The 22,211-nt window shown below is 60.3% G+C and carries 14 protein-coding genes; 9 read left to right on the top strand and 5 right to left on the bottom strand.

Annotation, left to right across the window (positions count from 1 at the left end):
- The first annotated feature begins 58 nt into the window (after nucleotides 1-58).
- The 5 genes from ACMLHG_RS04560 to ACMLHG_RS04580 all read left to right on the top strand — a co-directional run bounded on the left by ACMLHG_RS04560 (nucleotide 59) and on the right by ACMLHG_RS04580 (nucleotide 7,044).
- Nucleotides 59-1,120, top strand: a complete 1,062-nt coding sequence (locus tag ACMLHG_RS04560; protein ID WP_295806855.1) for a substrate-binding domain-containing protein — start codon at nucleotides 59-61, stop codon at nucleotides 1,118-1,120.
- Between the two features lie 101 nt (nucleotides 1,121-1,221).
- Nucleotides 1,222-1,935 carry a DUF1559 domain-containing protein gene (locus ACMLHG_RS04565; protein WP_294434051.1) on the top strand — a complete coding sequence of 238 codons (714 nt, stop codon included), beginning with the start codon at nucleotides 1,222-1,224 and terminating at the stop codon, nucleotides 1,933-1,935.
- Between the two features lie 13 nt (nucleotides 1,936-1,948).
- The gene (locus ACMLHG_RS04570) at nucleotides 1,949-2,584 is read left to right on the top strand and encodes a hypothetical protein (RefSeq protein WP_417169704.1); all 636 of its coding nucleotides are present in this window, start codon (nucleotides 1,949-1,951) and stop codon (nucleotides 2,582-2,584) included.
- 9 nt (nucleotides 2,585-2,593) lie between these two features.
- Nucleotides 2,594-5,803 carry a sugar-binding protein gene (locus ACMLHG_RS04575; protein ID WP_417169705.1) on the top strand — a complete coding sequence of 1,070 codons (3,210 nt, stop codon included), beginning with the start codon at nucleotides 2,594-2,596 and terminating at the stop codon, nucleotides 5,801-5,803.
- A gap of 8 nt (nucleotides 5,804-5,811) precedes the next feature.
- The gene (locus tag ACMLHG_RS04580; RefSeq protein ID WP_417169706.1) at nucleotides 5,812-7,044 is read left to right on the top strand and encodes an alpha-L-fucosidase; all 1,233 of its coding nucleotides are present in this window, start codon (nucleotides 5,812-5,814) and stop codon (nucleotides 7,042-7,044) included.
- Here ACMLHG_RS04580 and ACMLHG_RS04585 read toward each other — a convergent pair.
- Nucleotides 6,987-7,874 (bottom strand): helix-turn-helix domain-containing protein, encoded by an 888-nt coding sequence (locus tag ACMLHG_RS04585; RefSeq protein ID WP_295806869.1) that lies wholly within the window; start codon nucleotides 7,872-7,874, stop codon nucleotides 6,987-6,989. The genes ACMLHG_RS04580 and ACMLHG_RS04585 overlap by 58 nt on opposite strands.
- A 476-nt stretch (nucleotides 7,875-8,350) precedes the next feature.
- Between ACMLHG_RS04585 and ACMLHG_RS04590 the strand changes: the two genes are divergently transcribed.
- From ACMLHG_RS04590 to ACMLHG_RS04600, 3 genes are read left to right on the top strand one after another with little or no spacing between them, the layout of a single operon-like run.
- Nucleotides 8,351-9,367 (top strand): IS110 family transposase, encoded by a 1,017-nt coding sequence (locus tag ACMLHG_RS04590; RefSeq protein WP_417169713.1) that lies wholly within the window; start codon nucleotides 8,351-8,353, stop codon nucleotides 9,365-9,367.
- A 44-nt stretch (nucleotides 9,368-9,411) separates the two neighbouring features.
- Entirely contained in the window at nucleotides 9,412-10,155 is a 744-nt protein-coding gene (locus tag ACMLHG_RS04595; RefSeq protein WP_295806953.1) for a DUF1559 domain-containing protein, read from the top strand.
- A gap of 20 nt (nucleotides 10,156-10,175) precedes the next feature.
- The gene (locus tag ACMLHG_RS04600; protein ID WP_417169707.1) at nucleotides 10,176-13,421 is read left to right on the top strand and encodes a beta-galactosidase; all 3,246 of its coding nucleotides are present in this window, start codon (nucleotides 10,176-10,178) and stop codon (nucleotides 13,419-13,421) included.
- A gap of 21 nt (nucleotides 13,422-13,442) precedes the next feature.
- On the opposite strand, the gene ACMLHG_RS04605 is transcribed toward ACMLHG_RS04600, so the two are convergent.
- The 4 genes from ACMLHG_RS04605 to ACMLHG_RS04620 form a co-directional block, all read right to left on the bottom strand.
- Nucleotides 13,443-14,552 carry a hypothetical protein gene (locus ACMLHG_RS04605; RefSeq protein ID WP_417169708.1) on the bottom strand — a complete coding sequence of 370 codons (1,110 nt, stop codon included), beginning with the start codon at nucleotides 14,550-14,552 and terminating at the stop codon, nucleotides 13,443-13,445.
- Nucleotides 14,549-15,571: a carbohydrate kinase family protein gene (locus tag ACMLHG_RS04610; RefSeq protein ID WP_417169709.1), complete on the bottom strand. Its 1,023-nt coding sequence runs from the start codon at nucleotides 15,569-15,571 to the stop codon at nucleotides 14,549-14,551. Before ACMLHG_RS04610 ends, ACMLHG_RS04605 begins: the two co-directional genes overlap by 4 nt.
- Entirely contained in the window at nucleotides 15,564-16,265 is a 702-nt protein-coding gene (locus tag ACMLHG_RS04615) for a D-lyxose/D-mannose family sugar isomerase (RefSeq protein ID WP_417169710.1), read from the bottom strand. The genes ACMLHG_RS04610 and ACMLHG_RS04615 overlap by 8 nt, the downstream gene beginning before the upstream one ends.
- A 118-nt stretch (nucleotides 16,266-16,383) precedes the next feature.
- Nucleotides 16,384-17,265 carry a helix-turn-helix domain-containing protein gene (locus tag ACMLHG_RS04620; RefSeq protein ID WP_417169711.1) on the bottom strand — a complete coding sequence of 294 codons (882 nt, stop codon included), beginning with the start codon at nucleotides 17,263-17,265 and terminating at the stop codon, nucleotides 16,384-16,386.
- Nucleotides 17,266-17,661: 396 nt separating this feature from the next.
- Between ACMLHG_RS04620 and ACMLHG_RS04625 the strand changes: the two genes are divergently transcribed.
- A complete protein-coding gene (locus ACMLHG_RS04625; RefSeq protein WP_417169712.1) occupies nucleotides 17,662-21,768 on the top strand; it encodes a glycoside hydrolase family 2 protein in 4,107 nt (1,368 codons plus the stop codon).
- Nucleotides 21,769-22,211 lie beyond the last annotated feature (443 nt).

The following is a 22,211-nucleotide window of genomic DNA, read 5'->3' on the forward strand; positions in this document are numbered from 1 at the left end:
TGGTATACTATTATTATACTTGATATGATAATGGTATATCAGAAAAGGAAACCGTGGTATGACCGCGTTTGAAGCCGTCACCAGCCGCCCGCTGCAGATCCAGATCGCCGACCATCTGGCACGGCGGATCATTTCCGGGGAACTGCCCGACGGCGCCCGGCTGCCCTCCACGCTGGAACTCGCGGAAATCTACCACGTCACGCCGGTCACGATCCACAAAAGTCTTCAGCATCTGGTTCAGCGCCAGCTGATCGAACGAATGCCCCGGCGCGGCACCTTCGTCCGCTCCCGCGAGCGGGTCAATGTGATCGGCCTCGCCTTCGGCAAGAATCCCTTCCTGCATCAGAGCCTGCTCTACTCCCAGCTGCTGGACCAATTCCAGCAGCAGACGCCGGAACGCGACCTCAATCTCAAGGTCTATTTCGACTTCCAGTCCGGCAGTCGCGCGCTCTTCGATCTCGAACAGGATCTCGCCCGCGGTGAAATCAAAGCCGTCATCGCCAGCAACCGCTCCCCGCGGCTCACCCGCTTCCTCGACGATCACCCCGAACTCACCTGGCTGGAGCCGGTCGGTCTCGACCAGCGCGGCACCGTGAAAAAAGGGGTGCAGTACCTGATCGAACGCGGATACCGGAAAATCCTCGTCGTCTCCATGCTGCCGAAGGTGTTGGAATATGAGGACTTCCGCGCATTCTTCCACGACGAACAGCAGGGAGCCGCCGAGGCCGCGGCCGGTTCCGGCGCCGACGTCGAAGTGGTCCGCTGGGGTCAGACCGACACCGACGGCTACGAGATGGGGAAAGCGCTCTTCGCCGATCGCACCCGCCGCCCGGATGCCGTGCTGGTCAACCACGATGTGGTCTGCCGCGGTCTTCTGCTGGCGCTGATGGAACTTGGGCTGAAAATTCCGCGCGACATCGCGCTTCTCACCCACATGAACCACGGCTGTGAATTCGCCTCGCCGGTACCGTTGAGCATTCTCGAGGTGGATCCGGCCCGGATGGTATCCCTCTGCCTCGACACGCTCACAAAAGCGCTGTCCGCGGGAGCCTCCGGCCACGTCGTGATTCCGAAGCTGACGGCGGAATTGATTCCCGGCAGATCGTGCGGGGAACCCTGAAATTCGCGAACGAACGGAAATGATTCCGGAAACAGTGATAACGATGAGATTTCAACGCATCCCAATGCAACCAGAAACCATGATTTACGGGAGGATGGCACATGCAGTACAGATGGAACCCCTTTCAAGCCGGTCGCCGAGGAAAATTCACGCTTATTGAGTTGCTAATTGTTATAGCGATCATCGCCATCCTGGCGGCGATGTTGCTTCCGGCGCTGAACAAGGCCCGCAATTCCGCCCGAAAGTCCACCTGTGCCAACAATTTGAAACAGCTTGGCACCTACCTGAACTTCTATCTTGATGAGTACAACGGGTACTATCCGGCCTATGCGCAGGACGAAGCCGGCACCTTCTGGTCGTCGCGGCTCTGCCGCCTCTACCAATACAAGGGGGACAAGGACGCCACCTACTCCGCGTTCAGCAACGACCGCAATGTAACCGCCCGCTGTCCGGTCCGGGAAATGGACAACGAAACCTATCGAACGCTGAAGGGCGGCTCCCACTTCTGGGGCATGTACGGCGTCAACTACCTCTATTTCGCCAACTCGGAAACCGGCAAAACTTCTCTTGCTAAAAAAGTGACCAGAATCAAGGCGCCCGCGCAGAAGATTTACGCCGTGGACGGCCGCGAACTCGACGCCGGCGAGATCGCCAGCCCCGCCTGGTCCAAAGCCTATCCCAGCGGCAGGCATGACAATCAGACCAACATTCTGTACGCGGATTTCCACGTCGGCTCCTCGTTGTGGCAGGTCATTACCAATCAGGTCGACGACCGCGCGCAATACAAATACTGGCATCTTACCACCATGCAATAAGGAGTCCTTCATCATGCAGAAAAAAATCTTCACGCTGTTGACCGTATCGATTCTCGGCACACTCCCGCTCGCCGCGGCGACGCTGACCACCCGGACCGCACCGGAAACCGACGGCTGTCTGATCGACACCGACAACGACGGCATCGTCGACAAAGCGACCGCGGTAAAGACCGACGGAGAAGCCCGCGAAGCGATTTCCGGCAAACTCTGGAAGCAGAACCGCAAGGCGGTGTTCGAATTTCCGCTTCCGGCGCTGGAAAAACCGGTGAAAAAGGCGACCCTCAAACTCTGTCTCAACGGAAAATTCGGCTGCCATCCGGAAAGGGCCGGCGCCTCCGGTCCGGAAACCGACCTCTACTACTACCTCGCCCCCGAAGCGGACGGCAAGATCGAACTGGTCGACGACAACGGCACGAAACTCTCCACCGCCCTGCCCGGCAAGCCGGTTGAAAATGTCCGGAAAGCGGTCTCCATCGACGTCACCCGCGCCGTGCAGGAGGCGAGCCGGGCGAAATCCGCGTGGATCGGCTTCCGTCTCGAAGCCGCCGCGAACGCCGCCGCCGGGAGCGGCTGGCGCTGGCGCACCGCCGATTTCGCCGAAGCGAACGGCAAACAGTTCGCCCCCACGCTGATCATCGTAACCGAATAGGAGGCGGTCATGAGATTCCCCATGGTCTGGAGCGGCCTGCTGGCGTTCTGCACACTGCCGCTCGCGGCGGTCACCCTCTACCCCGCCGCCGGAGGGAGCAACCTGCGCGTGCCGGTCATCGCGCCCGTTCCGGGCGGAGCCCGGGGCAATGCGGTCGACTTTGAAGGGGTCCGGTTCACCTACGAGCTGCGGCCGCACTTTCAGGCGGCGGAATCCGGCGAGCTGGAGTTTTTTCTGCGCGACCTGCCCCGCCGCCGGGAGAAATCCGTCCTCGTCCTCACCGGTGCCGACGGCAGCAGCATCGAGCTCCGGGTGGAGCCGGCGAGCGCCGGCCGCACCGTTTCCCTGCGCGGCAACGGGCGGAAAGTCACCTCCTCCGAACGGCCGGAGATCGGCAAATGGCAGCGGTATCAACTTGCACTGCGTCCCGGCGAAGCGCTGTTTCACGGCAGTGGGAAAAGCATCGCCCTGCCGTTGCCGGCCGGATTCCGGCCGGTTCGCCTGACCGTCTACGCCGCGATGACCGATGAACTCCGCTACCGCTCCGGCGGAGCGGAGCTGATGCTCGACTGGGAGAAGGACTACGCCGCCCGGGTCAATCCGGCGAAAAATTCCGGCGGCGTCTCCGCTTCTCTGCACGGGTTCGACAGCTTCGCCGTCTCGACCGACCCGAAGAAGCGCGACTGCCCGACGCTCCAGCTGGTCAACTCCACCGGCAGCGCCCGGACGCTCCAGCTGGACTACGCAATCAAAAGCGAACAGCGCAAACTCGATCAGCGCTGGAAACAGCAGATCACCCTCGCTCCGGGCGAAGAGAAGATCGAAGCAGTCCGGTTCCCCTTCCCGCTCGCAACCGATCTCTACCATCTGGAGCTGAAGGTCACCGGCACGGACACGGGGAAACAGTTCCGCCGCCATTTCCTCCACGTCGAACCGCGCGGCGAAAAACCCGGCCCCGGCCTGTTCGGCCTGCATGACTGCGACGTGAACGTCTTCGGCTTCTGGCCGGACGCCCTGCCGCTGCGCTTTGCCCACAAATACCTGCGCTGGGGCTACGTCGTCGGTCCGGCGTGGTTGAAGGACTTCCACGGCGATTACGGACTCGACCCCGATACGCCCCCCGCCGAATGGAACTGGAACGAAAAGCTCGACTGGGAGCTCGCTTCCGGGCGGGAGATGTACGTCTGTCTGCAGAGCACGCCGCTCTCCGACTGGCAGCGGGCGCGCCCCTACTCGAAGATGCGCAAACTCGCCTGGGGGTGGAGCGGCGGCTTCCCGAAGCTCGACCGCTACGCGGAATTCGTGCGCGCCGCAGGAGAACGGTACAAAGGAAAGATCCGCCGGTGGGAGGTGGAGAACGAGCCGAATGCCTCCAGCCACATGCCGGATAAGCCGGGCGATTACGCCGCAATCTGCAAAACCGTTTCCGCCGTGCTCAAGCCGATCGACCGCGCCAACGTGATCTTCGGCATCAGCGGCACCAGCACCTTCGTGCCGTGGATGAAACAGGTGCTGGCCCTCGGCGGATATCCGGCGCTCGACGCGATCAGCTGGCACACCTACACCACCCCCGAACAGCCGGACAAGGCGGGACTGCCCGCCATGCTCCGCGAAGCCCGGGAAACCGCCGCGCAATACCGGCGTTTCTTCAACTCCGAAACCGGCGTGCTGACCGCGTTCCGCTACGAGGCGGAGCAGCCGATTCCGCCGGAAGTTGTCGCGGAGAAGGTCGCCGCCCGCGCCACCGGCTTCGTCTCGAAAAACGCCTGGCCCGGCCGGGTCAACGACGAATATCAGTCTTCGATGTCGATCGTCAAAAACGCGGCGATCAACTTCCTCGCCGGCGTCGAGGCGTTCGTCTTCTTCGGCTGGAATCCGAAATGGCCTGCCGATCCGGCGAAGTGGGAGCAGAACACCCCTTCGTTTTCGCTGATCTCCGCCACCACCGACGGCGAACGTACTCCGAACCTCGTCACCCTCGCAATCGGCGTGCTGGCCGCTCAGTTCGAAGGCGTGGTGCTCAACCCGGCTCCGGTTCCGGCCGCTTCCGGCGGCGTGAACGGCGGAATCTTCCGCAAGGCGAACGGCGGCGAAGTCGCCCTGCTCTGGTCGCAGGGGCCGACCGGTTCGGTGCTCCTCGCCGCCCCGGTTCCGGAGCTGGAAACGGTCTCGCTGTACGGAGAACGCTCCTCGCTCAAGCCGGTCAGCTCCCGCGCCGGAGTTCACACCTTCCTCGTGCCGCTGACCGACCGGCCGCTCTACCTTCACGCCGCCCGCGCCGGGATGCGGCTCATAGCCTCGCCGGTCGACGCGGTCAAGATTCTTCCCCAGCCGGACGGGAAAACCCGGGTGACTTTCACCCTGCTGAACCGCGGCAGTCGCGAATGGGATGCCCGGATCAAAGCACCGGCCAACGGAGTCTTCCGGTCGGTTCCGGCGACGGCGACCCTCCGGATTGCCCCGAAGAAGCGGCGCAACCTCTCCTTTCTGCTCGAGCCGGTGCGGCTGACGCAGGAACCGGAGTTTCACCTGCCGTTCACGGTCGAACTGCCCGACGGCGGAGAGTTCTGCTATTCGGTTTCGCTCCGCAACCGCCCCTCCGTGCACATCGGCCGCCGGCCTTCGGCGCCGCTCAAGCTGAACCGGGTGGAACAGGCGGTGGTCGGCCGGCCGCCGAAACTCGCCTCACTGCAGGAGGACTACTTCTGGGGCGGGCCGGAGGAACTCTCCGGCGAAGTACAGCTTTCCTGTGACGCCCGGGCGCTCTACCTCACCGTCAAGGTGCGCGACACCAACCGGAAGGCGCCGGAGCCGTGGCCGGGCGTGGTCGGCAGCAGTCTCGAACTCTTCCTCGACCTCCGGACTCCGGAACAGGGACTCGGGGAGGCCCATTACGGCAAGGGAGTGTATCAGCTGCTGATCCGGCCCGAACTGCCGGGCGTCGGAGCGGCGCTCTGGAGTCCGCAGCTGCCGGATGCGGCACAGCGCGGCGCCGCCGTGACCGGAGAAACGACCCGGGAGGGGTACATCGTCCGGCTCACACTGCCGTGGCGGGCGTTTGGACTGCGACGAGTTCCGGAAAGTTTCGGCTTCGACCTCGGGCTGAACGGAGTGTTTCCGGATCAGGCGAAACGAAAGACCCAGCTGATGCTCTTCGGCACGGCGCAGAATTTCCGCAGTGCCGCCGATTTCGGCAGGGTATACACCAGCGATAACTGAGAGACAATATGCAACATTTTCACGACGGCCGCGACTGGTTTTTCGAGCGGCGGCTGGGACTATTTCTTCACTGGGGGCTGTACGCGATTCACGGGCTCCACGAACAGGAGCAGCAGCGCTACGGCGTTCCGGCCGAAGAGTATGAGAAGCTGACCGCCGAATTCCATCCGCGCCGTTTCGACCCGGAGCAATGGCTCGACCTCGCCGAAGAGGCGGGCATGGAGTATCTGGTGCTGACCACCAAGCACCACGACGGTTTCTGCCTGTGGCCGAGCCGGGAGACCGGCTTTCACGTCGGGAACACCCCGTACCGGCAGGACATCGTCCGGCAGGTGGCGGAGGCCTGCGCCCGGCGCGGGATGCCGCTGGAGTTCTACTACTCGGTGGTGGACTGGCACCAGGAGAACTATCCGAACCTCGGCCGCCATCATGAGATCCGGACCGATCCCGCCCGGCACGACTGGAACCGCTACCTCGACTACCTCAAGCGGCAGATCACCGAACTCTGCACGCAGTACGGTCCCGTCGCCGGGATCTGGTGGGATATGAATGTGCCGCAGGCCGAAGCGCCGGAGGTGCACGAGCTGATCCGTCGCCTTCAGCCGGAAGCGGTGATCAACAACCGCGGATTCGGTCCGGGCGACTATTCGACGCCGGAACGGGATTTCGACCCGGAGAACGCCAACCGCGGCGAGGTCGCGTTCACGCGTCCGACCGAGGCGTGCCAGTCGATCGGATTCAACAGCTGGGGCTTCCGGCGGGATGAAGACTACTACAGCATCCTCTACTTCCTGCGCGCCATCGACACCAATCTGGCGCGCGGCGGCAACTACCTTTTAAACGTCGGGCCGGACGCCGACGGCGTGATTCCGGAGCCGGGGCGGAAGATTCTGCGCGGCGTGGGGGCGTGGTACAAACGGGTCCGGGAGTCCTTTGCCGAGCCGCTTCCGGGGCTGACGGCAGATCCCGCCCTGCTCGCCACACGGCGGGGCAATGCCATTTACCTCCACTGCCCGCGCGGCCTTTCCGGCAGTGCGCTCTCGCTTCACCCGTTGAAACAGCCTCCAACCCGGGTGACGCTGCTGAACACCGGCGAACCCGTGGCGTGGACTCTGGAGCCGCTGATCTACTACCGCGACCGCGGTGCGGAACTGCGTCTGCGGAACCTCGACGCCGATGCGCTTCAGGAAACAGTTCCGGTCTTCAAGCTGGAGTTCGACCGCCCGCCGGAACTTGGCTGACCCATCGGCAGAAAAAGCAGTTCTCCGGCGGAATTGCGACGGAGTTCCGCCGGAGAACGCCCCAGATGTTTCCGGATCACCTTGCCGAAGTAGTTGTAATCATTGAATCCGCAATCTTCTGCAATCTCCTTGATGGGCCGGGAACTTTCACAGAGCAGTTTGAGAGCCTTTTGAAGCCGGTAGGCGATAATATACTCCCGGGCGGACATCCCCAGATGTTTCTCAACCTGCCGCGCCAAGGTTGCACGGTGGATGCCGAGAATGCCGCAAATCTCGTTGACGGAGAGCGAACCGTCGCTGTAATGTTCCGCAACCAGCTCCCGGAAAGCGTTGACCGGATCATGCAGCGAGAGAGTGTCCGCGGCAGCGGCCAGGGCAAGAATCCGGTAGGCGGTCGCCCCGGCACGGAAGCACCCTCCCCGACCGATGTCCCGCAACTCATGTTCCAGCTGGAGAAAGAGTTCGACCGGGCATTTTCCTGCATAACACGCCTCCCGCTGAAGAGAAAATCCCGCCTGGAGAATCTCAAGGTAAGGACCGTCACAGGTAAACCAGTAATATTCCCACTCGGCACTCAGGGGAGTGATCTCGTGGAAATCTCCCGGGAAATAGCAGCAGACATGGTCCGGCGGCAGCTGCCAGTTCTGGTCTCCGCACCGAAAGTTTCCCCGCCCCTTCACTCCCCAGAAAAATTGCAGGAACGGTTTGACAAACCGGGGATCTTCCCACTCATTGCCGACCACATAGTGTCCGCAGGAGCGCACATCGACCACCGGCGTGACGCTGGTTCGCAGGGTTGTCCGATAGACGATTTTGCGGTAATTGCTCATCCCCCTCCCCTGAAACATGAAAATGCGACATTTTTACCATATATTATACATCATTACTCTTGGAATATCAATGGAAATGAGGTATAATTTATCTGAAACCTGATGGAATGGCATCGCTCTCCGGTCTGCATGGGAAAAGAGGATGACACTCAATCCGGTTCGCAGTTCGGCCCCCGGTGATTCACAGCTGAAATAGGAGATGGTATGATAAATAGCTGACGTTCGCGGTTTCTGCTTGCGGCGTGTAATTTATGGCGATTAACTTACACGTATGGAAGCGGACAGGTTGCAGACTGAATATTTATTTGAGGCGCCTCCGAGAAGAGGATGACCCCGGAAAGGAGATTAGTCAGATCTGCAAACCAGAGCGCCACCGTAGAGAGCGATGTTAATTCGACTACTCTGTATAGGAGGATGGTGAGGCCGTGACAGCAGTTCCGCTTCGATTCGTGAAAAACGAATGGAGGCTGACGATGATGACAAGTTTTGTGGGAGTGGATTTGCACCGGAACAACTTCACCTATTGTATCCGGGAAAACGGCGAAGAGAAGAAAATCGGCAAGTGCGAAATCAGTGAGCTGAAAGGTTTTGCTTCACTGCTCGGAAAGGATACGGCCATGGCGGTGGAAGCGACCGGCAACACGTTTATGTTTTGCCGGTTCCTGAAAGCTCATGTGGGGCGGCTCGTCGTAGTAAATCCCTCACAGTTCAAAGTGATCAGCACGTCCACGAAAAAGACGGACAAGCATGACGCGAAAATATTGGCGGAGTTTCTGGAAAAGGATATGCTTCCGGAGGTAAGAATGAAAGACGATTTACAAGCGAAGATTTCAAGTTTGACGCAGACCAGGGAAAAGCTGGTTCAGTTGCGTACCGTCTTGAAAAACAAGGTCAACAATCTGCTGGCCGCCAATTTCATTGTTTTGAAGCGGGAGGAGTTGTCCACGGAGACCGGGCTTCGGAAAGCTTTGAGCTTTCACTTTGACCCAATCACCGATACGGAACTGTTCGTGGTCGTCGAACAAATTCGCAGCTTGAATCAAAGCATTGAAAAATTGGATAAGACGATTGAGGATCATGGCAGTAAGATGGACGGCTTCAAGAATCTGAAATCCATTAAAGGAATCGGTTCGAAAGGGGCGGCAACTCTGCTCTCGACAATCGGCAATATCCATGACTTCCGTTCTTCGAAACAGCTTGCGGCTTATATCGGAATCGTCCCGAGAGTAAGTAATTCAAATGATACGGTCTGTCATGGACGAATCACGAAGAACGGCAGCAAAATTGCACGGACTACATTGGTTCAATGTGCGCTGATCGCAAAACGATACAGCCCGTATCTCCATGCATTTCATGAGTCGGTTAAAAGTCGGCGGGGGGGAGCGAAAGCCAATATCGCCTTGGCTCGCAAATTCCTCGATATCGTGTATCGAACATTAAAAAACAACTGGAAGTTTGAGGTTTTTACTCAATTCAAACTAGTAAAAAATTGAGTTTTTCCCGGCATCGAAGTGGAATTTTATCATAGGAGGAAAAAATGAAAAGTGAGAAACGGTATTTTACCTTAATCGAACTTCTCGTAGTGATTGCGATCATCGCCATCCTGGCCGCTCTGCTGCTGCCGGCACTGAATCAGGCCCGCGAACGCTCCCGTTCGGCAAACTGCCAGAACAACCTCAAGCAGATCGGCTATGGATTCTCGATGTATACCAACGACTTCCAGGATCGTCTTCCGCCGTATCAGAACCATCCGAGCGACATATGGGGTAACTACAACTGGGTCAGCACCATGACCGGCTCCATCGGCATCTCACAGTCCTCGACCGACACCAGCACCAAGTACGGCACCAACGGTTACATCCCCTACAAAATCGTCAGCTGCCCCTCGATGAAATGGGAGGACGCGAAGTGGAAGTGGAACAACGCTTACGGCGTCAACAAGCAGATGCTCTCCTCGGGGGGCGCCAGTGTGGTGAACAGCAAGAAGATCACCATGCTGACCAAACTGTCGCAACGCTGTCTCATCGCCGACACCTGGCAGTGGGCCGACGGCGTTCCGAATCTGGAGCTGGGGGTCTGCTGGTTTGACCCCTCGACCTCTCCAGCGGCGGGGGCCGGTATTCCTGCCGCGCGGCACAGTTCGCAGGCCAATGTGCTGTTCCTCGACTGGCACGTGGGCAGCGAGCGGATTCCGTCGCTGACGAATCCATACGGCTCTTCGGATTTTTTCAACCGCGACACCGAAGTCGGCAGAATCGCCATGATCAACTGGGAAAATTGAGAGAAAGGAACTGCTTCTGTATGAAAAATATCCTCCTGCTTTTGACCGCCGCTCCTCTGCTGCTGCATGCGGCGGTGATATATGAGACGGACTTCACCTCGGCTGACGGCTGGACCCCGTGGAAAATCGCGAAGGATTCGCTCCGGTTCGACCAGAGCGGATTCTCTGTGGAGCTGAAACAGCGCAACAACGGCTTTTCCGGCATCCGCCGGGAGATCCCGGTTGAGAGTGGTTGCGGCTATCTGAAGTTGAGCGCGACCTTCTCCGCCGACAAGGTTCTGCCGGGGAGGCAGGGGCCGAAAATTCAGGCGATGCTGCAATTCTCCGGCAAGACGGAATATCCCGGGGTGAAGACTCCGGCCGGCAGCTACCCGGAGCGCCGGGCGGAGAAGGTTTTCTTCTGTGACGGCAAGTTGCGAAAACTCTTCCTGAACGTCGGGCTTCAGGAGACTGCCGGGAAGTTCCATCTCCGGAATCTCCGGCTGGAACAGCTCGGAGTTCCGCTGGATCTCTCTCCCGTCGCCGACCGGCTGCTCAATGACGACGTGGCCGGAGACGGCAAGGGCGGCTGGAGCGATCAGGGGCCGCTCCAGGACGGCCGGAAATTCCGCGAACTGGTCTGGAAGGGACCGCTCTTCTCCGGCGTTCCTTTCCGGGTGAAAGTGGAGGAAAAATGCGTGCTTGCCATGCACTCGCCCAACCTTCCGAACGGCCGGAAATCCGCTGTTGTTTCCGCTCCGGCCGGGTGCGCCAACCCCCGCTATCTCTATCTGCTTCACACGCTGGCCTGGGCGCCGGGAGAGAAACGCGAGATCGGTTCCGTATCCGTCAGTTATGAGAACAGAAAAACCGTCGAAATTCCGATCGTCAACCAGGTCGACACGGCGGACTGGTTCAGCGTCTACAACTGCTCCAACGCGATTCCGCAGAAGGTCAATACGCCGAACGGCGGCAATGCGCTCTATGTTTCCCGTCATCTGCTGAAACCGGAGTTCGGCAAAATCCGGCAGGTGGAGTTTCGCGCCGGCTCCTCCGACGCCATCTGGCTGATTCTCGGCGCGACGTTGAGCGACCGGAAAATCAAGTTCCCCGAGCCGCCGAAACCGGTCACCATACAGGCCGGTCCCCGCTGGCTGCCGGTGGCGCGCGAGGAGCTCAATCGCCGGGAAAAGGGGTCGGCGCTGGATCTCTCCGGCTTCCATCAGCCGGGCCCCGCGGGGAAATTCGGGCGGGTCATTGTCAACGCTTCCGGCAAGCTGGCGTTCGAACAGAAGCCGGAGACGGCGGTACGGTTCTTCACCGCAAGCTGTGTCTTTGACGACCTGAAAAGCTGTTACGAGATCGACAACACCGTGCAGGAGCTCCGTAAAAACGGTTACAATATGGTGCGCTTCCATTTTCTCGACCAGGCCCTGATGGCCGGCTCGACGAAAGAAGCGGAATTCAACGCTCACCAGCTTCAGCTGTTTGATTATGCCGTGGCCAAACTCAAACAGAACGGCATCTACATCTTTCTCGACCTGATGACCAGTCCGATCGGATATCGTCCGTACAAACTCTCCTACTGGGGCAGTGCGGAACTCCCGGCGAGGGAACACATCAAATTGAAAATCTACTTCGACCCGGAGGCGCGCCGCAACTGGGCTGAAGGAGTGAAAACGCTGCTGACCCATGTCAACCCGTACACTGGCAGCAGGTTGGCGGAAGATCCGGTTCTGGCGCTGACGCTCGGTTACAACGAACAGGCGATCACCTTCCGCCAGCCGATTGACGCGGCGCTCGTCAAGCCGCACTGGCAGGCGTTTCTCAAGCGGAAATACGGCACCATTGAGGCGTTGAACCGGGCCCGCGGCAGCCGCTGTCGCTCGTTTGACGAGATTCCGTCGTTCACGGACCGCACGAAGGATCGCGACGCCATGCTCTTCTTCCGCGAAGTGGAGGAGGATATGGCCCGGTTCTACCGCGACACCCTCCGGTCACTGGGATACCGCGGATTGTTCTCCCAGTACAACTACTATAAATTTCACCATTATGACCTGTTGCGCAAAGACTTGGATTATGTCGTCCTGAACAACTACTTCGCCCATCCGACCAACTGGATGCAGGCCGGTTCCACACTGGTCACGGAGAGTTCGCTTGCCCGGAGCAACAACCTTCTCCGGGAGTTCGCCGCCGTGCGCCAGTTCGGGAAGCCGATGGTGATCTCCGAATACAATCACACCTTCTGGAACCGTTACCGCTACGAACAGGCGTTCGAAGTCGGAGCCTATGCGGCATTTCAGGATTTTGACCTCCTGACCGCGCACGGTGCGCCGATCGCCGTGGGCAAGGATCGGTCGATGATCTTCCGGGATACGACCTACATGGCCAGCTTCCGGATCTATTCAGACCCCATTGCAATTGCATCGGAATTCCTCACCTATTTCCTGTTCATGCGGGGGGACGTGAGCCGGGCGGAGAGCGCCGTCCGCGTGGAGATCAATCCGGAGGATGTCTACACGCAGAAGCTCTGGACAACCCAGATGAACGCTCGCCAGAGCCTGCTGGCGCTGGTCTGCGGCCTCGGAATCGACATCACCGGCCCGGAAGGGAAACTGCTCCGGCCCGTGGAGAAGCATCAGCTGGCGGTCGCGCTGGACAACTCCGCTCCCGCCACCGTCGCCCGTCTGAAACAGCAGGGCGTTCTGCCGGGGGCTTCCACCTGGGAGATGCTCCAGATCTTGAAACAGAAGAAGTTGCTGCCCGCCTCCAACCGGAGCGACGGCGAGAGCGTGTTCGAAAGCTCCACCGGGGAACTTCTGCTGGATAACAGCCGCAGTTTCCTGCGGGTCAACACCCCGCGTCTGCAGGGAATCTGCGCCCTCGCCGGAACCCGGGAGAAACTGGATGATTTCGAGATTCAGGAGATGAGCACGAACGGCAATCTCGCGGTGGTCAGCGTCGATGGGACCCGGCCGATTCGCGAGGCGGAGCGGCTTGTCGTCGTCTACGCCACCAACGCACTCAACAACGGCATGAAATTTGCCGAGGAGGAGATGAAAACGATCCAGCGCATGGGTTGGACGCCGTCACTGCTGGAAGCGGGGAAGTTCCGGATTCGCCTCCGCAACCGCCACACCGGCGACCTGAAGCTCTACCCGCTCGATCTTTCCGGGAGACGGCTGAAGACGATTCCGCCGGAATGGGTGGACGGCGAGAGCGTCTGCTTCACCGTCGATACCGCAAAAGACGGTGCCGCGGTCTTCTTTGAAATCGCGCGGCGCTGAGGGCGCGGGGGGGCGGCTCGTTCAGGCTTCCTGACCGAGTTTCTGCACGAGCTCCGCTCCTTCGGGCGGCCATTCGGATTGCAGTTCGTCAAGGGCGCGGAACCGGGCCGCCAGCGCCGCCATCTGCATCAGCGTCGGGCAGGGGATTCCGGTGTCAATACAGAGCCGGATGGCGCCGATCAGCCGATCCTGCCAGCCGAGCTTGCGGGCGAGGTCGCGGCTCACCCGGGCGACCTCGTCGTTCAACAGCGGCGAAACCATGCGCCGGATCAGCTCCTCCGCCCAGCGGGTGTACTCGGCCGGTTCGAAGAAAGGGTCACAGCCGGCGAATTTCCGCTGCAATGCGAGTCCGCACTCCTCGACCAGAACGCGGCGGGTCGTCTCCAGCAGTTCGGGGTATTGAGCCGTTTCCGACATGAACCGGCAGCCCTTCTGCCGGGCCAGCAGCGCCAGCACCAGATGGGAGGCGTTGTGGCCGTAGAGCTTCGCCTCTTCGAAAGGAACCAGATTGTTGCGGGGATAAAGTCCGACGATGCCGCACTCCGCCGCACCCGGAGCATCCGAGGTGTAGATGGTGTTGAATGCTTCGACCAGATGGCCGCGCCGGAATCCCGGCACCAGCGGCGCGGGAGTCCCTGCTGCCGCCTCGAACACCTTGCTCATCTTGCCGATGACCGTATCGAGAAAGTATGTGGAGAGGAAGGGTTTGCCGACAGATTCCGCCAGTTCTGCCGCCGCCGTCGTGCTGTTTTCCGAGGTGTAGACCAGGCGGCGGGCGGCGGGATTTCGTTCGAATCCCTCCCGCAGCCACGGCGCGCAGAAGCGGTAGAATCTGGTCGCCGGCAGGGCGGTGTTGATCACCTCCGCCTGCGAGGCGATTTCAATCAATGCGGCGCGGTCGGCCGCCTGGTCCGGGTTGTAGACCTCGATCGGCGCATAGCGGTCGGCACGCACGCTGTCGGTTCCGGCGGTGTTGACGGTGATGCTCCGGTGGCGGCGCAGAGCCTCCACCAGGGCAGAATCGACGTCGGCGAGCACAATCCGCTCAAATCCGCCTGCCGCGGCGCCGGCGACGAAAATGCCGGTCTGAATCGGCCCGGCACCGATGCCGAGAAAGATTTTTTTACTCATTGAAATATCTCCGGGAGAGGTGTGAATTCACACTCTTTCAAATAGTTGCGCATGACGGCCAGCGATACCGCCCCGTCGCTGGCCGTCGGGGAGAGCAGGTTGAACCGGCTCGACGCGGAGCCGAGATCGAGCGCTTCACGCAGGGGGAGATTCTCGTGCAGACCGTAGAGCACCCCGGCGGCGAACGCGTCACCGGCGCCGGTGGAGCCGACGATCTCGGAGCGTTCCATCCGGCAGGAGGGGGCGTAGACCGGTGTACCGCCGCGTTCCAGCGCCAGTGCACCTTCCGGAAAGTGGATCACCGCCAGCTGGCGGACCCCGGCCGCGAGAAGTCCTTCCGCCGCCGGAACCAGCCCCGCCCAGTCGAGGGAACCGTCGGCGCGGCGCAGTTCCCGCCCGAGGCAGTGCGACGCTTCGATCTCATTGATGATCAGGATATCGGTCCAGGGCAGGGCCGGGGGAATGATGCGGCGGAACTTCTCCGGCGCTTCCGAGACGAAATCGACGACGGTCCGGCAGCCGGCTTCGCTCATCCGGGCCAGCAGCCGGCTGCCGGCGGTGCCGTACTCCGGATCGTCCGTATCGAGGGCGTCCAGCAACAGCAGATAGCCGAGGTAGAAGAAGCGGGCGGGGAGGTCGACGCCGTCGAGGTCCGCCGGGTTGAACTCCGCATTGGCGCCGCGGCAGTGAAAAAAGGTCCGCCGCCCTCCGCCGGACATCACATCGGTGTACGCGGTTGCGGCCGAACGGCTTCGAATCATCCACCGGCTGTCGATATGACGGCGGCGAAGCTCGTTGAGAAGGAAGTTGCCGTCGTCGTCGTCGCCGACTCTTCCGGCGGCGTAGAGCGGCAGATCCGGATCGATGGCGGCGAGGTCGAAGAGGAGGTTGCAGGGGCCGCCGCCCGGCGCGCGGGTCTCCCCGACGATGTTGCAGAGGTTGCCTTCGCCCGGCCAGCGGTCGATGGTCTTGACCTTGTCGAGAATCCAGTTTCCTGCGGCGAGGATGCCGTTACGCATGGCGCGCTCCTTTCACAAACGTTTCATAGTCGGCGGCGGGCAGAGGGAAGGGGGGTTCGTCCTCTTCGACCGGGTCGAAACGGATCACATCATCGAGAAAACAGTTGTCGTTGCTGTCATCATTGACCATGGAAACCTCTCCGGCGAGGACGCTTCCTCTGCCCGGTTCGCCGTAGAACCGGTGGGCGTGGATCGGTTCGAGACAGATGCTGTCGCCCGGTTGGAGGATCACCTTGTCGCCGGAGTCGAGCGTCCGGCGGAATCCGTTGACGCTGACCGGGAAACTCCCGTCGCGGAGCCGGTTTTCCGCCGGGTCGGCGTGAAAGAGTTCGATGACCAGGTTGCCGCCGCCGCGGTTGATGATGTCCTCGCGCTTGTGCCAGTGAAAATGGCGCGGAGTGACCTGGTTTTCGCGGACCATCATGATCTTTTCGGCGTAAGGTTTCGGGTAACGCTCCGAACCGGCGATGCCGTTGCGGAGGGTGAAGAGCAGGAGGCCGGTTTTCAGGAAGTCGCCGCCGCCGAACGCGGTGACATCCCAGCCCAGTTTCAGATCGAAGATCTCGCGTGCGGCTTCGGCTTCGCGCTCCCAGTCGGCGATGGTGAAGGTGGCATAGGGGGGCAGTTTGAAGTGCATCGCTTCGAAGAACGCCATCCCCTCGGCGATTCGCCGGTTGATTTCAGAACGTTTCATGGATCTTTCTCCCGTCATCCGCGTTGCAGTGTGAATGCTCTGCTTTTAGTATAGCGGATTTCGGGGGGAAATCTTTTAATTTCTTGACGAGTTCTGATACTTTTTTGCCATAGTCGGTTCAGGAGTCGGCATGGTGAAGGTCGATTCGGCGGAAACTGTTCCGGTAGGCGCGCGGGGTCATTTTGCGGCTGTTCTGGAACTGCCGGTTGAAATTCGACAGGTTGGAAAATCCTGATTCAAAGGCGATTTCGACGATCGGCCGATCGCTTCGCGCGAGCTCCCCCGCGGCCCGGCTGAGCTTGAGCTCCGTCACGTAGTCGATGAAGCGTTTGCGAGTCGCGCGGCGGAAGTAGCGGCTGAAGGCGGTCGGGGTGAGGCAGGCTTCCGCGGCGGCCTCCGCCAGCGGAATCGGCCGCCCCTGGGCGAGGCGGCGGTGGATGAGCTGCAGCACCCGGTTGAGCCGTTCATCGGGGGCGGCCTCCGGTTCGATGACGGTTCCGGAGAGGGGGCGGCGGGGGAGGCGCGAGAGCCGTTCGAGCAGTTCCAGAAGCGTGAGCAGCCGCCGGGCGCCGTGTTCACGGAAGAGCTTTTGAAGGAGCGGAACGGCCTCCCGGGCACTCTCTTCGGGGAAGTGCAGGCCGCGTGCCGCCTCCTGAAGCATGCAGGCGACTGCTTCGAATTCAGGAAGTTCGAGTAAGGTTCTTCCGCAGAAGGCGGGGGCGAATTTGACGACGCGGGTCCTGCTCCACTCCGGCCCGGTGCTGTCGGATTCGAGGGTCAGATAGTGGTGCGGCACTGAGCCGCCGATGAGGACGAGGTCGCCGGCGGAGAACGGTTCGATCGAATCGCCGATGAAGCGGCTGCCGAAGCCGGACTCGATCCAGGTAAGTTCGCATTCCGGGTGGATGTGGTAGACGCAGTCGAGCGTCGGAGCGACCATCTCCTCGGTTACGAATGACTCGCCCGGGCCGGGCAGAATTGTTTCAAAATGGAATTTCATGATAAAAAAGTATCATATGACGGCAAAAAAAGCAAATGAAATTCCGAAAACTTTACAGAAAAACGGCCGCGTTGAGTTGCACTGGATTGTTCCATCGTTCCGCAGAAAGACGCCGTTCGCCACGGCAGGCCGGTTTCGGCCGGAGCGTTACGCCGCAACGCCGCAGCAGAAGGACGGAGACGAAGGGGACGGCCGGGACGTTGAATGAATGGAATCCTGTTTTTTGAACAAAATTCAAGGCTGCCGGAACAATGTCCCATTGGTTTTTTCCCCGTTTTATGGCATAATATAAGTGAAGGGTGGCAGTATGGGAAATGATTTCAGAAAAATGGATTTTGACAAAGTGTAAAATTCTGATTTAAAAGATATTAATTCAAATTAAAACTGGAGGGATTCATGTTGAAGTTTTTGACCGGAATCGGGCTGTTGCTGGTGTGCGTTGCAACGGCAGTCGCGGAGGTGACGGTGTCGCCCTACCTCCCGGCACCGCGGCGGTTCACGCGTGTCGAAACCATCGGCGTCGGTGAAATTCCGAACGGACCGGCCTCCCGGGGCGCGGCGGCGCCCCTGCTTCGTTCGTTGAACGGCAGCTGGAAGATCTCCGGGCTGGAGAGTTCGACGAAGCCCTTTCCCGCCGATGCGGATTTCGCCAGAGGGTATCAGAATCCTGAATTTGACGACTCCCGATGGGATACGATCGCGGTTCCGCTCAACTGGTACCGGAAGTATCCCGAGAAGCAGAACAAGAGACAGCCCTATGTCAAAGGCTGGTATCGCACCGGATTCGAACTGGCCCCCGCCGAACTGCGAAATCGCCGGGTGATTCTGAAGTTCGACGTGATCGGCTGCGAGGCGGTCGTGTTTCTGAACGGCCGGGAGGTCGGGCGCCATCTCGGAGAGTTCACGCCGTTCGAACTCGATGCGACCGATGCGGCCAGGGCGGGACGGAACGTACTGGCCATACGCGTATTTTCCGATCAGGGAACCTCCGGCGGCATTCAGAAGGTCAAGCATGTCTACGGCTCCCAGTGGGCGCTCAACAACATCCGCGGCGGCATCTGGCAGAATGTCGCTCTGTCGCTCGAGCCGGAAATCCGGATCCGGAAACTTCTGGTGACGCCCCGGCTCGCCGCCGGCGGGATCGAAGTGGACTACACGGTCCTGAATCACACCGGCAGGGCGGTTTCCGCGGAGTTTGACGCGATCGTTTCGCCGGCGGTCCGGAAGGATGCCGGCCGGGTCGTCGGAACCCTTGCCGGGAAGGCGGTCGAACTCAAGCCGGGAAGCAATACCGGCACCGTCACGATTGCGTTGAACGATGCTGTAAAATGGTCGATCGACAACCCCTATCTCCATTACCTGACGCTCCATATCAAGGAGAGCGGCAAGGTTGTCGCCAGCAGGGCGGTGCGCTTCGGGTATCGTGAATTCATTGCCGAAAACGGCAGGTTCTACCTGAACGGCGAGCCGATTTACCTGTTCGGGCAGAACATCAACTCCATCCAGTACGGCGGTTACGGACTTTCGGAGGAGGAGGAGGAGAGGAAAATTCTTTCTACCTTGCTCAATCTGCGCAACCTCGGCTATGTGATCGCCCGGACCGCGCATATGCCGATTCTGCCGAAAGTGCTGGAAATTGCCGATGAAACCGGTCTGATGATCTTTCACGAGTGGGGCTGGTGCTTCACGACAAACATCGATTTCGAGGCGTTTGAAAAGAACAATATGCGGGAGGTGGCCGAATTTGTCGAATCCTGCTACAACCATCCTTCGGTGACCATGTGGTCGATGGGGAACGAGGTGGTGCACCGCAACTCCCCCCGGGTGTCGCGCCTGATGGATCTGCAGGTCGGGCTCGTCCGTCGGCTCGACAAATCGAAACGCCCGATCAGCACCTTCTCCGGAGCGGCCGGCTGGGCCAGTTACGGCGAAACCCGGCTGGACACCGATGTGCATGATCTACATACCTACACTTCGCTGTCGAGCCCGTGGACCCGGCTGGTCGATGTGCTGGCCGAGCAGTATGAGGGGGAACTGCGCATTTACGGAGAAAAGGAGAGACTCTCCCGGCCGCTGGTCGCCTGGGAGAACGTCGGATTTTCCTGGGGCATTCGTGTCGACCCGGACTTCCGGCGCGGCGATGTCGGGCAGTACGCGAAATACATGGCGAATTCGACCAGCTGGGGGGATCCCAGAGGGGTTGGTTTCACCGGCTGTGCGCCGCTCTTCAAGGCGGTTGGTCCCGGGTTCGGCGAGTGGGCGCAGACGCTTTACGGGCGCCGTATTTTCGAGCTCTACCGGCTCGATCCGAACTATAGCGGTTTTGCCCCGTGGTTCGGCGGCATCCGGGCGTCGACGCTGTGGACGCAGCCGGTGTTTCCGTCGCTGCACAACAGCAACCATCTCTTCCCGCGCAACCTCTTTCTCGGGGAGGAGTCGCCGTGGATCCTCGAAGTGATCAACAGCGGTAAGGATTCCTTCCGGAATTTGAAACTGCAGTTCGCTCTGGCGAAGACCGACCATGAGGTCCAGCCGATTGGCTCGGTCGATATCGCGGAACTTGCCGCCCAGAGCCGTCACTCCGGCAGGGCGATGCTGCGGATTCCCGCCGATCTCGCTCCGGGCAACTGCCAGCTGCGCCTGACGCTGACGGCGGACGGGCGGGAGATCGCCAGAAACTATTACGATCTCTACCTCCAGAGCCGCTCAATTCTGACGCGGAAAATCGACCAGAGGCGGCCGGTGTTCGTCCTCGACACCGGTGCCCCCGGCAATCTCGCGGCGCTTCAGGAGGTCCTCGACAACTTCAAACTCAAGTACTCCATCGTCAAATCACCCGGGGAGCTCAAGGAGTCGGGCGTGCTTGTGGTTCCTGCGGAACATGTTGAAAAGCAGAAGATTTCACTGCCTCTCTCTTCAGATCTTGCCCGCTTTCTCCGCCACCTCGGCGGCACTTTGCTGGTGCTTGAACAGAAGAACAGCAGGAGCGTGCTGCCCGGAAATCAGAGCCCTTCGGCGGAGGGAAATACCTTCGTCGACCTCGTCACGCCCGGGCATCCGCTCTTCGCCGGACTTGACTACACCAGCTTCGACACCTGGAACAATCCGGATCATGGTTTCCTTGTGACCGGCACCTTCGTGCCCTACACGGTCAATGCGCTTGCGGTCAAGGGGCCGATGCTTTCGCGCGCCAATGTCGGCAATGCGGTCGTCGAAGCGGTCTGCGGCCGGGGGAGGATCATTCTGTCACAGCTTGAGACGATGGCCTGCTACAAAGTTGACAGCGTCGCGGCGACCTGGCTTTACAATCTGTTCCACTATGCCGTCGGGGCGGAAGCGTATTGGGACAAGGCGCTTTCGCTGGCTGATGCTGCGGAGGAAGACTACGTGGCGGCCAGCTCGGCGCTGATGCCGATCGATCTCGCGCCCTATGCCAACGTGTCGTTCCAAGATGAGGAGGAGAACGACGGCAGAGGCGGCTGGACCGATCAGGGGGAAAACGATTTCCGGGTGATGCCGCTCGGAGTGCAGAGTGCCGCCGGAATCCCCTTCCACATCATCGACCCGGAGAAGAACAACGGCAAATCCTGTCTGGTGGTGCGCGGTTCGAAGCGGCCCCGTTTTCCGGCTGCGATCCGCGGCATCAAGGTCGGCAGGAGAGTGTCGCGAATCTTCTTCCTGCACACGGCGGCGTGGGGAGGCAAGGGAGTTGCGGGCGCCTATCGAATTGTCTATGCCGACGGCAAAACCACCGATTATGTGGTGGAGGCCGCCCGGAATGTCGGCGACTGGCAGTCGGTCGTCCAGCTTCCCGACGCCAGGATGGGGATCATCCGGAAAAATTCACGGAATCAAGAAATTGGAACCTTCGTGGCCGCCTGGGACAATCCGCGTCCTCAGGTTCCGGTCGTGTCGTTTGATTTCCTTTCCTCCGACGAAGCGCGCGGCGATGCGATCAACTGGCTCCCGACCGAAGCGCCGGTTCCGGTGCTGGTCGCCGCAACCGCGGAGGAGGCAAGTTCGCACACCGCAAACCTGACGGGGAAGCATTTCGTGAATGTCACCGGTACGAAGGATCTCAATACCAGGGTCAAGGGGGAGGTCAAACGCTCCGTTGTCGATGGGCAGCGCGTGTTGACGGTCCGGTTCCCGGCGGTCGCCGCGGGGGATTGTCCGGCGCTGATGCTTACCTTCAAAAAGGAGGGGTTGAGCGACGACTACCACTACCTCTCCTGCTGGATCAGAAGCCGGGAGGGTGGAATTCTTCAGTTCATATTGCCGGAACAGACCTGGCATGGCAGTTTCCGCGGCGAAATCACGGTCAGGGGAGACGGGCAATGGCACAAGTATCGTCTGATGTTCGGAAAGGATTTCCAGCCCACCGGTTCGGCGGCATTGTCGACTCTGCGCGGCGAGCTCTTCCTCTTCCACCGGACCAAGCGGGCTCCCGGAGCCGCCAGGCCGGAGATGAATTTTGAACTCAAAAATATCATGCTCGAATAGTTTCGGCAGGGCGAAGTCGGCGGAAAAACCGCCGGGCCGCGCCGGCGCGGGATCACTCCGCCCCCTCCGTGCACGAGCGGGCAGGCGCGAGAGCCGTTTCTGATGCGAGAGCAACTGCCGGGCATCACGTTTATGGAAGAGTTTCCGTGGAAACGGAACGACATCCAACTGTTTAAAACTCTGAAAGTTATAGATTTTTTCTGAAAAGCCACAGGGAGTGAATTGTACGACGCAGGTCCTGCGTCACTCCGGAGCGGTGTTGTCGGATTCGAGGATCAGACAGAGGAGCCGAATCGCCGGTGATATGACTGATGAGCAGGATTCGTTCCTGGAAAATTCGCACTCCGGGAGGATAGACGCATGCGAGTGCCGGAACGAATCTCTCCGGTGCCGAAAACGATTCAATCGGGTCAGGCAGAACTTTTCAAATGGAAATTCATGAT

Origin of the sequence: Victivallis sp., from assembly GCF_048170485.1 — a bacterium.
GTDB lineage: Bacteria > Verrucomicrobiota > Lentisphaeria > Victivallales > Victivallaceae > Victivallis.

Excerpts from the sequence above, each read along its gene's own strand:
- ACMLHG_RS04560 (WP_295806855.1), top strand. The coding sequence starts at position 59 with ATGACCGCGTTTGAAGCCGTCACCAGCCGCCCGCTGCAGATCCAGATC.
- ACMLHG_RS04565 (WP_294434051.1), top strand. The coding sequence starts at position 1,222 with ATGCAGTACAGATGGAACCCCTTTCAAGCCGGTCGCCGAGGAAAATTC.
- ACMLHG_RS04570 (WP_417169704.1), top strand. The coding sequence starts at position 1,949 with ATGCAGAAAAAAATCTTCACGCTGTTGACCGTATCGATTCTCGGCACA.
- ACMLHG_RS04575 (WP_417169705.1), top strand. The coding sequence starts at position 2,594 with ATGAGATTCCCCATGGTCTGGAGCGGCCTGCTGGCGTTCTGCACACTG.
- ACMLHG_RS04580 (WP_417169706.1), top strand. The coding sequence starts at position 5,812 with ATGCAACATTTTCACGACGGCCGCGACTGGTTTTTCGAGCGGCGGCTG.
- ACMLHG_RS04585 (WP_295806869.1), bottom strand. The coding sequence starts at position 7,874 with ATGAGCAATTACCGCAAAATCGTCTATCGGACAACCCTGCGAACCAGC.
- ACMLHG_RS04590 (WP_417169713.1), top strand. The coding sequence starts at position 8,351 with ATGACAAGTTTTGTGGGAGTGGATTTGCACCGGAACAACTTCACCTAT.
- ACMLHG_RS04595 (WP_295806953.1), top strand. The coding sequence starts at position 9,412 with ATGAAAAGTGAGAAACGGTATTTTACCTTAATCGAACTTCTCGTAGTG.
- ACMLHG_RS04600 (WP_417169707.1), top strand. The coding sequence starts at position 10,176 with ATGAAAAATATCCTCCTGCTTTTGACCGCCGCTCCTCTGCTGCTGCAT.
- ACMLHG_RS04605 (WP_417169708.1), bottom strand. The coding sequence starts at position 14,552 with ATGAGTAAAAAAATCTTTCTCGGCATCGGTGCCGGGCCGATTCAGACC.
- ACMLHG_RS04610 (WP_417169709.1), bottom strand. The coding sequence starts at position 15,571 with ATGCGTAACGGCATCCTCGCCGCAGGAAACTGGATTCTCGACAAGGTC.
- ACMLHG_RS04615 (WP_417169710.1), bottom strand. The coding sequence starts at position 16,265 with ATGAAACGTTCTGAAATCAACCGGCGAATCGCCGAGGGGATGGCGTTC.
- ACMLHG_RS04620 (WP_417169711.1), bottom strand. The coding sequence starts at position 17,265 with ATGAAATTCCATTTTGAAACAATTCTGCCCGGCCCGGGCGAGTCATTC.
- ACMLHG_RS04625 (WP_417169712.1), top strand. The coding sequence starts at position 17,662 with ATGTTGAAGTTTTTGACCGGAATCGGGCTGTTGCTGGTGTGCGTTGCA.